Genomic DNA, 14677 nt, shown 5'->3' on the forward strand with positions numbered 1-14677 from the left:
TTTTCCTGATAACCTTTGGTCTTCCAAACCAATTTACCATTGCGGTCGATGAGGAACAATCGGGGCAATGATTCCACGCCATATTTTTTTGCAGCCATGCCGTACTTATCTAATAGAATCGCGCCCGGAAGCTTCCGTTCTCTGGCAAATTTGGTCACGATTTGTCTTTCTTCTTTTAAATCAATCATAAAAATTTTTAGACCGTGATTTTTAAAGCGAGCCTCAATTTTATTTAATTCCGGAATTTCTTTCATGCACGGTTTGCACCAGGTGGCAAAAAAACTGATGATGATCACGTGCTGTTTTTTTAACCTTATTGGCGGGCGAAGCTTACCGCAAAAATCACGCAGATAAACATAATTTCCATCAAGAGATTTGAGGACAAATGTTGGGGCAGGGTCGCCGATTTTTAGATTTTTGGTTTGCGAATGAGCGAGGCTGGCCAAACCAATCGAAAAGTAAAGAATAAAAAACAAGATCAACTTTCTTTGGGGCTGCTTCATTCTGTGGAATCCTCCGAAAATGTTTTTAGGAAAAAAATTGTCCTGATAACCTTTCTAATTTATTCCTCACAAAAAAATTGCGGGGCTCATTCAAAAATAAAAAAACGCGCTTGACTCAGCACCCCAATTTATCGGGACGCCAAATAGAAACGAGACATCCGCAAAACCCTTGACAGGCTTCAGGCTTATAACCACTTCTTTCTTCTAAAATAAACTAACATAATCACTGCAATGACCAACATGACGAACAAAGCGGCCGGATAGCCCCAATGCCAGCGCACTTCCGGCATATACTTGAAATTCATGCCATAAATACCGGCGATAAAAGTCAGCGGGATAAAAATTGTCGCAATAATCGTCAAGACTTTCATTATTTCATTCATGCGATTGCTCACGCTGGAAAGATAAATGTCCATCATCGCCGCCAGAATATCGCGATAGTTTTCCATGGTATCAATAATCTGCACCGTGTGATCGTACACGTCGCGAATGTAAATTTGCGTGGATTGATTGACAATTCTTGACTCGATTCGCTCAAAACGGCTGATCACATCGCGCAGGGGCCAGACCGAGCGGCGCAAGGATAAAATTTTCCGTTTAAAACTGTGAATTTTGTGCAGACTTTTCGTCGTTGGGCTCACCAACAACTCATCCTCCAAATCTTCAATCTGCTCGCCAATCTTTTCCAGAATGACAAAGTAATTATCCACAATAACATCGATTAAACTATAAGCCAGATAGTCCGCCTTCTCTCGGTTAATACGATTTTTTCCGCTTTTGATTCTCTCGCGAATGACATCAAAAACATCGCCGGATTTTTCCTGAAATGTAATCACATAATTTTTTCCCAGAATAATGCTAATCTGCTCATCATCGAAGTTGCCGTCCTGGAATGAAAACATCCGCAGTACAAAATAAAGGTAGGAATCAAATTCCTCCATTTTCGCCCGCTGTTCCAGATGCACAATATCTTCTACAACAAGCGGATGAATTTCAAAATGTTCACCAATTTTTTCAATTACCGCCACATCGTGCAAGCCACAAATATTTATCCAGGTTGTCGACGGCTTATTTTTAAACGGGAAACATTCTTCAACTGTTTTGAACTGATATTCTTCAAACCGATCCTTCTGATAATCGATCACTTCAATTTTTACTTTCTCAATCTTTCTTTCATCAGTATAAATCGGCGTTCCTGGCGGCAAGCCAGCCTTTTTTGAGTGGGGTTTCATTCTTTGGTGTGTCATGGGATGTTCTCTGCTTTTTTGAAATCAACTTTTTTTTGCTCGATAATCCATTTTCATGTATTTGTCGCCACGCCTGAGTTCTTCCAGCATTTGCGCCAGCCGTCTTTCTTTTGTCTCTTGTCTTTTGGCGCGATTGATCCAGCCGATGTAGTCGTTCTGCTGATAAGGCGGACGTTCACGGTAGGGTTCCATCAAGTTGTTTTTTTCCAATGCCACCTTGACATACTCCGGCATTTCATGAAGAGGGCGTTTCAAACGAGAAGATTCTTGTGGGTCCATTTGTTCGTTCCATCTTTTAAAATTTAGAAAAAACAATCTGACTTTTTCAATTTTGAATCAATCGATCCGATACGGGGAATTCCAATAAAATTGTGTCAGTCCCTCGGGCGTGCCAAACCAGATGTAATCGCCATCCAGCAAAATGTAATTCACAACATTGTCGGGTAAACCGTCCTCGATTGTGAAACGGCGCCAGCGATTGCGGCGTTTGTCAAATTTCAGCACGCCTTGGTTAGTCGCCACCCAGGCGGCAGAATCATCGACAACGATGAAATTCACCGGGCTATTGGTGTGAAATCTCCGCTCCGGAACGCCGCGCCACTTTTTCTCTTTCACGTCGTACACCTCAACGCCGTCTTCCAATCCACACCAAACTTCTCGGACGTCAAAAATGCCAACTGCTGTCACACGATTGTTTTGCGGACCATTGGGATCATTTTCAAAGCCGCCTTTCTTTTTATTTTTATCATAAACATAAACGCCGTAATCCGTACCAATCCAGAGCAAATTTTCCATCGCTTCGACATCGTAAACTCGCATGTTTAAAATATCTTTGGGAACGACATCTTTGATGCGATAATTCTTCGTGTACATACGATCTTTCTCCAGCACATTCAAACCCAGAGTCGTGGCAATCCACACCAAATTAGAATCTACCTCCACGTCCAGCACCCAGTTGTCCCGCAAACCAAGTCCGGTGTCAAATGTTTTCCATTCATTTCGTGCGCGATTGTAACGTAAAAGTCCGTACTGGGTACCGATCCAGACATACTCGCCGTCCGTCGCCATCGTTGTTACCTGATCGCTGTACATGGTATTTTCAAACCGCGACTGGAAATAGCGAACATCATTATTGGAAAAATCCCAGCAGGTAACGCCGCTTTGTCCGTTGTAAGCGCCAGTGCCTCCCGCCCATAGTTTTCCGTCATCGTCAAAATCGAAAGCATTGACATTTTTTATGAACAGACCGTACGGAATTAACTCCAAAGTTTTGATTCGCGAATCCGCTTGAGCGGCGCCAAGCCCCCAGGTGCCAATCCAGATATTGTTCCAGTGATCATGCAAATAGCTGGTGATTTTGTACTCGTCAAGATTCGTGTCACGGATAAATCCTTTGGCGTCAAAAAAATAATTTCCGTTCATGTACAAATCAAGCGCTTTGTTTTCGCTGTAAGTATTTTCATTGGACCAGTGAATAGCATCAAAATTTACGGAATTCCCGGTCTCTCGGAAAAAAGTACCCTGCTGATTCTGGCTGCGAAAAATTTCGCCGTCTCGCGATTGCAGCCACACATTTTGGTCGTCGAATCCGATGGAAACGATGTCATCACCCGGAACGATGCCAAGTTCGTCTTTAAAATAATTCTCCCACTTTTTCCAGACCGCCCGAAAAACGCTCACGCCAAAACTCGTTGAGCACCAGAGATAGTCGGTATTAAAATCGTACGCCACGGTGATGATGAAATTATCCGGCAAACCGTCGCTGACGGTCCAGGTTCTGTCCCAGCGATTAGAGTACATGTTATATTTTATGATCCCGCCAGTTGTACCAAAATAGACGAAATCTCTGCCTTCTGAAATTGATGTCACCCAGCGCGTCATGGAATACGTGATCCAATCGTCCAGGTCGTAATTGATATTTGTACCTTTGCGCTGAAAATCTTCGCTGCCGCTCTGAGCAAAAATATTGATCGTGGCAAAGAAAAATAAAATGATTAGACAAGTTTTTAATTTCATGATTTTGCCCTTCTGGAAAAAATCAAATCAACATTTCGGCTATTTTTTAATTCCATATTTTTTTAATTTTCGATGTAGATTTGGGCGGTCGGTCTCCAAATTGGCTGCCATGCGGGAGATGTTCCCGTTTGTCTTTTCAAATTCTCGAAACAAAATTCTTTTCTCATAATTGCGAAGCATTTCTTTCAGAGATAATCCGGTCTTACTTTCTAATGGCTCGCTTTCGATTCCTGCATGTCGCAACAGCGTTGCATCGGGGAAAAAAGTCTTTACATTTTGCGCTAAAATTTCGTCGCCGTCAGTCATAATTACCAGCCGTTCGATGAAATTTTTCAGTTCGCGAACATTGCCAGGCCAGTCGTATTCAAAAAAAAGTGAGAGAGCTTCTGGAGAGAGTTTCTTTTCTCGTTTGCCGTTTTTTAAGCTGTAGTTACGAATGAAGTGTTTCACTAAAAGCGGGATGTCCTCTTTTCGTTCGCGCAAAGGAGGCACGTGAATGGGAATCACGTTGAGACGAAAGAAAAGATCTTCGCGAAAATTTCCCCGACCGATTTCTTCGGGCAAATTTTTGTTCGTCGCTGAAATGATACGGGCATTGAATTTCACCGGCGCAGTTCCGCCAACGCGGTTAAATTCATTTTCCTGAAGCACGCGCAACAATTTTGCCTGTGATTCCAGCGACAGATCGCCAACCTCGTCCAGCAAAAGTGTTCCTCCGTTCGCCTCTTCGAACAGACCGGATTTTTTTCGAATAGCGCCGGTGAATGCGCCTTTTTCGTGGCCAAAAAGTTCGCTTTCGATCAAATCTTTGGGAATAGCCGCGCAGTTCACTTTCACAAAAGGGCCCTTTCGCTGCTGACTGCGCTGATGGATCTCTCTGGCGACGAGTTCTTTCCCTGTTCCGTTCTCGCCAAAAATCAGAATGCGTCCTTCAGAAGGAGCAGCGCGTTCGATTTCCTGTCTCACTTTCGCCAACGCCGCGGCATTTCCGATCAATTGATATTCCGATTCGATTAATTTTTTTAAATCAGAAAATTCGCGCAGCATTTTCCGCTGGCGGTCGATATTTTTCACTTCCAAAATCACGCGATCCGGATTGAGCGGCTTTTCCAGAAAATTGTACGCGCCCATTTTTGTCGCGTTCACCGCGGTCTGTAAATCCGCCTCGCCGCTGATCATGATAATCGGCAAATCCGGCTTTGCGCCTTTGACCTGCTGTAAAATTTTCAGTCCGTTAATATCGGGAAGTTTCACGTCCAGAAAGATCAAATCAAAATTATCTTCCAGCGCCTTGCGTAAGCCGACGCCGCCCGCGGTGCAAAATTCAGCTTGGTGACCCATGTCGGTCAAAAATCCGGCAAGCGTTTTTCCGATATTTGGCTCGTCATCAATGATTAAAATGCGCATGAAAATTTCCGTTACTTTTGAAAATCAGGAAACGGACTCAGTGGATTCGATCAATTGATAGTACCAACGTTTATTTGCCACAGGAAATTCAATATCGAGAACAACAAACCCGTCTTCGTATTTTTTTTGTAAAATATTTGCCCATTGATACACCGAAGAAAGTTTTTTCTGCTCTGTCAGCGCAATTTTCACCTGCGCCGTCACGCTTTGCGCCTGAGCTTGCCTGATGATTTCCTGTTTCAGTTCATCGACAAAAATTTGCCGCTGCGCCGAAATGAGGAAACAGGGGTCAAACTCGCGTTTGAGTTCGCTCAGAAATTCTTTATTTTCAATTTTATCGATTTTATTGAAAACCAGCAAAGTTGGTCTGTCGTCCAATTCCATCTCGCGCATCACACCGCGGATGACTTCCATTTGATCGCGAAAATAGGGATGGCTGGCGTCAACGACATGAATGAGCAAATCCGCATCCCGCGTTTCCTCCAGCGTGCTTTTGAATGAAGCCACCAGATGATGCGGCAGTTTGCGCACAAAACCAACGGTGTCGATGAGGAGGATTTTTTCTTGCCCGGAGTGCTCCATTTGACGTACAGTCGAATCCAGCGTGGCAAAAAGCCTGTCTTCGACAAAAATATCGGACTGGGTCAGCGCATTCATCAGCGTGCTTTTTCCCACATTCGTGTAGCCCAGTAATGCAACATTGAACAAATCCTTCCGCCCCGCGCGACGAATTTCCCGCTGCCGGGAAATTTTCTCTAATTCACGACTCAAACTGGTAATTCTTTTGCGCACGATTCGCCGGTCAACTTCAAGCTGCTTTTCTCCGGGACCGTGCAAACCAATTCCGGCGCCGCCTGCCTGTCGGGACAAATGCGTCCACATTCGCGTCAATCGCGGCAGGAAATACTGCAATTGTGCCAGTTCTACCTGGGTCTTTGCCTCTCTCGTTTTGGCGCGTCTGGCAAAAATATCCAGAATGATCCCGCTGCGATCCATGATTTTCGTTTGGCACAATTGTTCCAAATTTCTCGCCTGCGCCGGTGTTAAATCATCGTCAAAAACCACTATGTCCGTTTCTTCGGTTTCAACGATCTCTTTGATTTGCTCGGCGAACCCTTTTCCCACAAGATAAGCCGAATCAAAACTTTTGCGTTCTTGAACCATTCTTTTGACCACATCTGCGCCTGCCGTGTCCAGCAGCAACTCTAATTCATCCAGATATTCGTCCAAGAGTTCTTTGCTCTGTTTCTGATGAACGACGCCGACAATGATCGCTTTTTCCTTAAACATTTCGCTCAAAGATTGCACCTTCCTTTTTATTTTTCGGCGTTCCGCTCTCTCGCGAAAGCCACATTTCAATCAACAACAAAACAAACGCCGCCGCGGCGAACAACTTCCACAATTCTCTACCATAACGCACGGCGCGAATCTCATCAGTCAGCGACGCCACATTTTCTACGTTCATCATCACAGCTTTGCCGACAACTTTTTTTAGTTGAGTCTCGGAAAAATACGAAAAATCCGATTCTTCCGGATCACAATTCACGGCCCAGTCCCCCAGCAATTTTTCTTTTTGATAAAGCCGATAAACGCCTGAAGAATTTGTTTCCGTGAAATTAATTTTCAGCGCCCCGCTTTTGATGGCAGGAATGACTTTCTGCCGCGTCCCGTCTGGCTTTTCCATTTCCAGTTCGGCAAAATCACCGACGTTGGCGACAGACGCGCCAATTTTGTCTCCCACGAACAATTGTTGCTCATTCACTTTGCCCGTATTTGCCAGGTACATCACTGCCCGATGCAGCAGGGGCACAAAAATTCCTTTCAAATAAAAATCTGACCAGCTCGGGGCAGCAGTGGAAGCAAAAACCAAACATTTGCCTCCCTGAAAATTACTTTCCACGAGAAACGGCTCGCCGTTGCTAAATCTCATCACCACACTGTGCTCCGGCTTCAGGCGAAATTTAACTAAAAAATTGAACGAGGGGGATGAAAATTTTTTGTTATTATTTTCAAAAATACCTGAGAAAATCGGATGGCTCTGATCAAATTTCCCGAGACTGAGAAAAAAATCTTTTTGCCCCAACTTTCCTTCGGTCGCCGTAAATTCGGGCAAAGAAAGTTCCCGGTTCAAATTATCATTGAGCTGACGCAAATCCATGTCGCTACCAGGGAATAAAATCAAACCCTTGCCGCTCTCCAAATGATTTTTTAATGAATTCAATAAATTTCCCTCAACACGCTTGATGTCCGACAAAATGATGACGTCGAAATCTTTCACACGATTAAAAGAAACTTCCCCCGGGGCAATGTAACTGGTTCGAATACGTGATTCCGAATCCGGCGTCGGGTTGAGCGCCAGACGAAAAAAACGAACGTCTTTCTCCTGTGGTGCGATAAAAAGAACTTTCACCTGCTCCGGCGTCTCAAACGTAAAGTAGCCTTTGTTGTCAGCAAACAGGTCGTCATCTTCGAGCAGAACCGATCCTGCCGAAAAACCGACTTTTTCCGGAACGATTTTGAAATTGACGGTTTTCATTTCTCCGCGACTCAACGAAACAGTTGCCTGCCCCACGCGTTTTCCATCGAGAAAAATTTGCAGTAGTCGGCTTTTCGCTGGTTCGGATCCGAAATTTTTCACCACAGCGCTTACTTCCAGTACTTTTCCTTTTTCAATGATTTGATTATTGATTGTAATACGCGCGACAGAAAGATTGCTGACCGATTTCTTTCTCACGGGGATAATGATCAAATTTATTTTTTCATCAGCAATGTCCTTCATCAAAGGCAGCGATACGCGGGCGGTGTCCAGCCAACCGGAAGTTTGCAGGTCTGAAATCAGATAAATTTCTTTGTTCACGGGTGAAGCTTTAGCGAGAATTTCCTTTGCTTTTACAATAGCCGAGACAAAATCAGTTCGTTGCTGAGTGACTGTGGTTTTTTGAATGATTTTTTTCACTGTGCTGAAATTATAACGCGGTCCCTCGAAAATAGGCGGGACGCCCGGTGTAGCAAAAACCCCGTAGATTTCGTCTCCGGCAGAAAAAATATTTTCCATTTCAAATACGATCCGTTTTGCCGTATCGTAAAGCAAGGCGCCATCCTGTTCCACACCCATGCTCAGGCTATTGTCAAGAATAAGCACTGCCGCCGTATTTGCCTTGGAGCCAACGCCCCAGAAACCGCGATTTTTGATCGTAGGCCTGGCAAATGCGAGAACGATCAACAAAATAATCAGCGTGCGAATGATGAGCAGTAAAATTTGTTTCCAACGCAAGCGGCGAATTTGCTGGTTTTCAAGCAATTTGAGAAAACGCAGACTACTGAAAGGAATTACTTTTGCCTTCTGGCGAGTCAAAAAATGAATAATGATGGGAATTGCCGCCGCTGCAAGCCCGAATAATACAACTGGGTTCAGAAATGTCATTCGTGTCCTTAAATTATCTTTTGAATTGCCACAGGTGTGCTCCACCTCAAAAGTAAAGTAGAGTACACTTTTTTCATATCCTGAAAGTTTTTATTTTATACCTGTTTTCTCATGAGTTAGTTTCACACCTCAGCAATAAAAAATCCCAGCAAATTCTCACTGAGACTTTATTTAAAAGGTGTACTTCACTTTTCAGGTGAGGTACACCTCAAAAATTTTCTCGCCAATTTTCTATTCGCGCTTATTCTCGCCTGAAGGTGTGCTCCACCTCAAAAACAAATTTATCACTTCACCACCACCGCTTTGGTCGTAGCCGTTTCTCCGTAACCGGTTTTTAAATAAATGACATAAATGCCATTGAGCACTTTTTTGCCTCTATCGTTTTTCGCATCCCAGACCACATCGCCGTCACGCATTCCTTTTTTGCCCTGCGGATCATCGGCGGTAAAAGACCTTGACCAGACAAGTTCGCCGATGAGCGTGTAAATTTTGATGTCGACCTTTGTGTCTTCTTTCAAATAATAAGTGATTGTCGTTTTCGGACGGTCTTTGCTGCCGAACGGATTCGGGTAATTGCCAAAAGATTCTTTCAAATTATTTCCCCGAATAATGACAAAATCGGACTCGACAAAATATTTTTCACCACCGTTGATACCTGTGATGGACGGAATATTTCCTGTCAGCGCCTCGGTGATGCGGATACTGCTGTCCGCCGGGATGATGATTTTTAAATTGTCTTTCGCGGGCGAAGCAGTAATGTTGATGACCACGTCAATGGAATCTATCTTGTTCGCCTCAATTGTATCCGGACGCGTGAATGTGACATTTATCAGCGAATTTTCAGCTAAACTGGTAATATCAGCGTAAATTAAGTTTTCGTCAGAGTAATCGCGCACAAGCAGCCGCGACACGACCTGTCCCGGATTATTGAGCGGTTCGCCGAATCGGTCGCTCACCAGCAATTCCAATCCTGACAAAATCACCGCATTGGATACCTCATCCTGCGCCCCGTTGAAGATCCGCAAGCCGAGCATGGAAATATTGCCCTGCCCGCTGACAATGGTGTTGGGCGCGCGATTGGGCAACACACTCAACTCAACAGATTTTTCGTAAGTGGTAATGGCGATCGACGTCGAACGATTGGCATTCCAGAATTCCATTTCTTTGCCGGAATTTTCATCTCGCGGTCCGACGCCTGGCGGTACGCGCACTGCAATATTCGCAGCCGGAAGTTCGTGATCCGGCGCCCGCACCGTCCATTCAACATGTGCAGTACCGGAAATTGTTTTGGTCAAAGAATCCGTTGTTGTGTATCCAGACGGCAAAATGATTTCTAATTGATAATTTCCTTGGATATCTGCCTGACCGTGATTGTTCAAATAGCCCTCAATGACAAAGTCCTGATTCACAGAAACAATTCTGTCCGTTGCCTCCAATGGCGATTTGATGTCTGCGACAACTTCGACCAGTCCTTTTTTGACGACATTGACAACAATCCTCGCTGTGTCGCTGTAAACAAAAACGGTGTCATTGTTGACATCAATGCCGTGGGTGACAATTTTGAGCTCGGCGTTGGAAGTTGAGTTCGCCGGCGCGACGATTTCCCATTGGGCGGAAGACTCGCCGGGCTGCACCGGACTCACGTTTGGCGCAAAAGAAAAATCGCCAGGCAGAATCAATTCGGATTCTACATCTCTAACTCCTGTAGAATGAATTTGCGCTAAAATGCTCATCCGCTGATCCGTAGAAATTACACCATCCAATGCGCCGGCAGGCCCCTGAATTTTCGCCGTCAAATCGACATTTCCGCCGGGTACCGTCGTAACGGAAATATTCACACGATCTTCGTTGGGATGATAATATGCCAGCGCATTTGTGTTTTCATCTTTGGGAACGCCGTTTTCCGCATAGCCGATCTGCAGAAATGATTCGGAAACAGGCGTCTCTGAAGCGCGAAGGCTCCACGTCACCGCAGAATCAATTTTGAACGGCTTAATTACCGTCTCTGTCGTATCGGCGAAATTGCTTCCCGTTGAGCCGAGATTAATAAACAACAATCCATCGCCGTAAACGTCGGCAGTGCCATTATTCTTCACTTCCGCTTTTATTTCGTAGCGCTGGCCCGTTGTCACCTGACCGTCTTTTGCGCCTTCCGGATATGAAATCCGCGCCGTAAATTTTAACTCCGCGCGTAAAACCGAACGCACACGAACGGTATCTTTGTAAATGAGCGGAATCGGATTTCCTACCTCATCCGCGCGGATGGTAATCAGCAATAATTGTTCATGTTCGTCCGCCAACACCGGCGCTGTCAGTTTCCAGCGGACCGGCACCAGCGAAGCGACCTCTTGAGTCGAATCAGCCGGAATTTGAAAACGATAATTATTGTCCACTGCGGACAAGGAAAGCGTTGCCCAGACTTGCTCTATATTCTGCGAAAATTGAATATCCGATTCTACGACGAATTCCTGTTGCGTGGACAACGTTCCGTCGCGCGCGCCTTCGGGGTCTGCGACAAAAGTCGAATCAAGAATATTTGTCGCCACAGTGGAAACAACAACTGTATCCCTTGCCGTGTTCACTTGCGCAGGTTCCAGCAAATTGATATCCAGCGGCGCGTGCAGCAAACTTACAATAATCGTGTCGGGGCCGGAGGCAATCTCGGGCGTCAAAATATGCCAGTCAAAAGTGACGCCGGGATAAAATGCGACCAAATTATTGTCTTGAACCGTATCTTCACCAACAATAATACGATAATTTTCAGGAACTTTCACCATCATCGTCCCGGAGCTATCAACCAATGCCGGCGGCGCTCCGATATTTTCCACCTGTGCGTGGAGCGTAAAAATCTGATTGATCGTGTAATCAGAAAAATCTTTTTCCGTGTGCGCTGAAACAGACAATTTTGCAGAATCGGTAATGGCAATCAAAGCGCGATCATCACCGCTGTTGTCAATGGCTGCCGGGAGATTGGTGTCGTACTCTTTTGCGGAAATAATTTTCGAGGTAAAAAATTCGTAATCAACAGGATTGTTCGGATTTGCTGTTATCTGAAAATCCAATGAATCGAGGGCATTGTGTTCAATCGAATTAATTTCTCGAATTGGTTCGGCAATAACGGACCCGCCGTCTGTTGTAAGCTGCACCTGTACGTTTTTAACTTTTTTTCTTCCCAAATTTCTCACCCAAACACGGACGCTGAAATTTTGTCCGCGATCGACAACGCCGCGATCCAATTGCGAATTGTAATTCGGACAAATCGGTAGCGTGCGAACTAATTGCACCGCTGCCGTTGAGCGAACGTAAAAATTTCTCGTTTTCTGTGCCGACAAAACTTGTCCCGAGTTTTTGTCCGTTCCTTCAATTTGCCCAAGAATTTCTCCGGCGCCGGCATCCTCGCCGGTGTGATTGACCAAATAAATCAACGTGTCAGTGCTTCCGCCGGAAAGCGCCAATCCGCCGCCGGCGAGTCCCGTTGGCGGTTGAACGATGTAATCGCTTTTTTGTCCGCCTTCCACGGAAAAGATGATGTCGCTGGCTTGCGGTGTTGCCAGAATTAAATTAGCGCCGCCGGAATTTCTCACAGCAATTTTTATCTTCCACGTTTCTGATTGAGAGGCGCGTACTGTGTCCGGCGCCGTGATATTTGTAATGACCAGATTAGCCGGCTGCTGAATTGTTACCGTTTCCACAGAATCCAGCGCAGCGCCAAATTCCACGCCCAGTGCCTCAGCGGTGTTTTCCGCTTCTGCCTGAGTGATTGAAACTGAAAATTTTTCGCTCGAAACAGGCGAATTTGCCGCCGTAATAAAAAACGTATCGCTTTTTGAAGTGAACCCGGAAATATCAGTAAACGTCAACGTCGATTGTGAAATCGAAGAAGGACCGTTGGTCGTTAAATGAACCTGCGCCTGCTTAATTTTATCCTGACCAAGATTTTGCAATTTTATGCGCAACCAGAAATTCTGGGCGGTGTTCACGTACGGCGAGTTTTCTGCCAAATTTTGCAGCGAGTAAATCCTGAGTTTTGCCGGATTCTCGACAACGATGAGCGTCGAATCCTGAGAATCGGCGTAAATGGAATCACCGCTGGTAATCTGATAGCCGCTAAAATGCGCGTTGATGAAATAATTTCCCGGCGTCGCCGTTGTTTTATCCACAATAAATCTCAAAGTATCTAATTTTCCGGCCTCCAGCGTCAAATCGCCATCTTTGAAAGCAGTTGGTTGTCGCACCTGAAAATCCGACGCAGCGCCAAAGCGGAGGAAACTTCTGCTGGCAAATGTGTCGATGACAATGTCTGTCCCGCCTTTGTTTTCCAACGCCACGTCAACTGTCCAGTCCTGGGTCTGATTTCTGGTCACACTGTTCTGAGAAATAATTATTCCGGTAACATTTAATTTCGCTGATTTGAGTACAGACACGCCGGTCAAGCTCTCGTCTACGATCTGGTTCCCAGTGCCTAAATCACGCAGGAAAATCCTGCCGCGAATTGTTATTTCTCCGGTGCTGGAGCCGGTTTTCGTTACAGTGTAAATTAGCGTGTCAGCGCTGTTGCCGGACAAAATATTACTGCCGGAATTTTTAAACTTGTTGGGAACCGTTACCTGATATTCCGAAGAAACATCCGCTCCTTTGAGGAAAAAAGCGACGGTATTGTCTTCCAGACGGACATTTGTCTCGCCATTATTTTCCACAAGCAAAGTTAAATACCAGGGCACGGTTTGATTTTTCGTTACTAAATTTTGCGAAGGGTAAAAGCCTTTAATGCCCACAATCGGGGCGCTTTTTACGTACCAGGTGTGCGTCGTGTCAGCATTGAAATCATTCGTCTGTTTTGCTGAATTTTGATCCGTCGCCATGACCTGCCCGTTAATGACAACGGAACCCAATGTTGCCGCCGATCCCACGTTTACGGTGAAATCGAAAACATTGTTCGCGCTGGCTCCCGGCAGAAAGGTGGGATTTGTCGGCGCGGACAAAATTTCGTAATCGCTGGTAACGTCCACAGCTTCATTCACCGACCAGAAGCTCAAGGTGTCCAACGAGACATTTGCCCCGGCCTCTCCGGTATTGGAAACGTAAAATCTCACGCCGATGCCTCTGCCTCCCTGAGAAACTGTATCCAGAACAGAATAAACGCGAGTAATTTTTATTTCTGCCGGCGTTTGCACTTTCCATTTTCCTTTCAAAATGGCAAAAGTGTCGGTAACTGCTACGCCGCCAATCTGACCTGAAATCCAGCCGTCAATGGTAACGGAATCGGCATGTGCTTGTTCGTTCACATCCACCTCGAAAGTCAACGTGCGCGTACTCAAACTGGGAATCGTGGTAACACCGTCTGTGCGCACAATCTGGGGAAAATCGCTATTTCTATTTTCGTATGCCGGAGCGGGACCCGTAAAAATGAGACCTGCCGTGAGACCAGTAATTGTTTTTGGACCCAGATTTTCCACAAGCATTGCTACCGGCGCCGCGTTTTGTCCCTGCGAAACAGTCGCCACGGAACTGGAAACTTTCGAAATCTGCAAACTGTTCATCAAAACAGACGTGTAGCCGGACGCGCTGCCATTGACACTGCTCACGCTAATGAATGCCGTACCCCCGGTGTCGGAGACCTGAAAAACAAAGTAAATTTTTCCTGAATCATCTGCCGCGACCTGCTTTCCGGTAAGGATCGGATTGACATCCGTGGAAAGGATCGACCCCATAGTTGCGTTTACGGTAAATTGAGTGCCGGCAGCGATGCGATTTCCGTCGCTGTCCAAAATATTGTTTGACTCGATGGCAGAAGTGCTCACGCCGTCTGCCGGAAGAACCGACGGCGAAGCTGTCAAAGAAATGACGCCCACAGGAGCACCCGGAATTACAGAAATTAATCCGGTGGTGTCGTCTGTGGCAGAAGCGTGGTCAGCAACAATTTGTCCGCTCGCCGGCGCCAGTGTAGGTTGAAATGAGACAGAAGTTCCGCTGCCGCTCACTGCCGGTGTCAAATTCCCGTTAGAACTCCATTGCACGGGAATATTGCCGACAAAATTATCGCCATCGTCGTAGCCGGCGCAATACAATTGTATTTCCTC

8 protein-coding genes are annotated in these 14677 nt (G+C 45.7%); all 8 read right to left on the reverse strand.

The window, feature by feature from the left end; translation table 11 throughout:
• Window positions 1-503, reverse strand: a 503-nt coding sequence (locus GXO74_13200) for a TlpA family protein disulfide reductase (protein NOZ62621.1), incomplete at its 3' end; no start/stop codon positions are given.
• A 185-nt stretch (window positions 504-688) separates the two neighbouring features.
• A complete protein-coding gene (gene corA / locus GXO74_13205) occupies window positions 689-1750 on the reverse strand; it encodes a magnesium/cobalt transporter CorA (GenBank protein NOZ62622.1) in 1062 nt (353 codons plus the stop codon).
• Between the two features lie 24 nt (window positions 1751-1774).
• Window positions 1775-2029 carry a YdeI/OmpD-associated family protein gene (locus GXO74_13210; GenBank protein NOZ62623.1) on the reverse strand — a complete coding sequence of 85 codons (255 nt, stop codon included), beginning with the start codon at window positions 2027-2029 and terminating at the stop codon, window positions 1775-1777.
• 57 nt (window positions 2030-2086) lie between these two features.
• Window positions 2087-3766, reverse strand: coding sequence for a hypothetical protein (locus GXO74_13215; protein NOZ62624.1), 1680 nt, complete (start codon window positions 3764-3766; stop codon window positions 2087-2089).
• A 39-nt stretch (window positions 3767-3805) separates the two neighbouring features.
• Window positions 3806-5173, reverse strand: a complete 1368-nt coding sequence (locus tag GXO74_13220) for a sigma-54-dependent Fis family transcriptional regulator (GenBank protein NOZ62625.1) — start codon at window positions 5171-5173, stop codon at window positions 3806-3808.
• A gap of 24 nt (window positions 5174-5197) precedes the next feature.
• Window positions 5198-6463: a GTPase HflX gene (gene hflX, locus GXO74_13225; protein ID NOZ62626.1), complete on the reverse strand. Its 1266-nt coding sequence runs from the start codon at window positions 6461-6463 to the stop codon at window positions 5198-5200.
• A complete protein-coding gene (locus GXO74_13230; GenBank protein ID NOZ62627.1) occupies window positions 6456-8597 on the reverse strand; it encodes a VWA domain-containing protein in 2142 nt (713 codons plus the stop codon). The genes hflX and GXO74_13230 overlap by 8 nt, the downstream gene beginning before the upstream one ends.
• A gap of 284 nt (window positions 8598-8881) precedes the next feature.
• Window positions 8882-14677 (reverse strand): hypothetical protein (locus tag GXO74_13235; protein ID NOZ62628.1); only part of this gene is annotated, 5796 nt, incomplete at its 5' end.

The sequence above is a fragment of the Calditrichota bacterium genome (assembly GCA_013152715.1).
Taxonomy (GTDB): Bacteria; Zhuqueibacterota; Zhuqueibacteria; order Thermofontimicrobiales; family Thermofontimicrobiaceae; genus 4484-87.

Excerpts from the sequence above, each read along its gene's own strand:
- corA (NOZ62622.1), bottom strand. The coding sequence starts at position 1,750 with ATGACACACCAAAGAATGAAACCCCACTCAAAAAAGGCTGGCTTGCCG.
- GXO74_13210 (NOZ62623.1), bottom strand. The coding sequence starts at position 2,029 with ATGGACCCACAAGAATCTTCTCGTTTGAAACGCCCTCTTCATGAAATG.
- GXO74_13215 (NOZ62624.1), bottom strand. The coding sequence starts at position 3,766 with ATGAAATTAAAAACTTGTCTAATCATTTTATTTTTCTTTGCCACGATC.
- GXO74_13220 (NOZ62625.1), bottom strand. The coding sequence starts at position 5,173 with ATGCGCATTTTAATCATTGATGACGAGCCAAATATCGGAAAAACGCTT.
- hflX (NOZ62626.1), bottom strand. The coding sequence starts at position 6,463 with ATGTTTAAGGAAAAAGCGATCATTGTCGGCGTCGTTCATCAGAAACAG.
- GXO74_13230 (NOZ62627.1), bottom strand. The coding sequence starts at position 8,597 with ATGACATTTCTGAACCCAGTTGTATTATTCGGGCTTGCAGCGGCGGCA.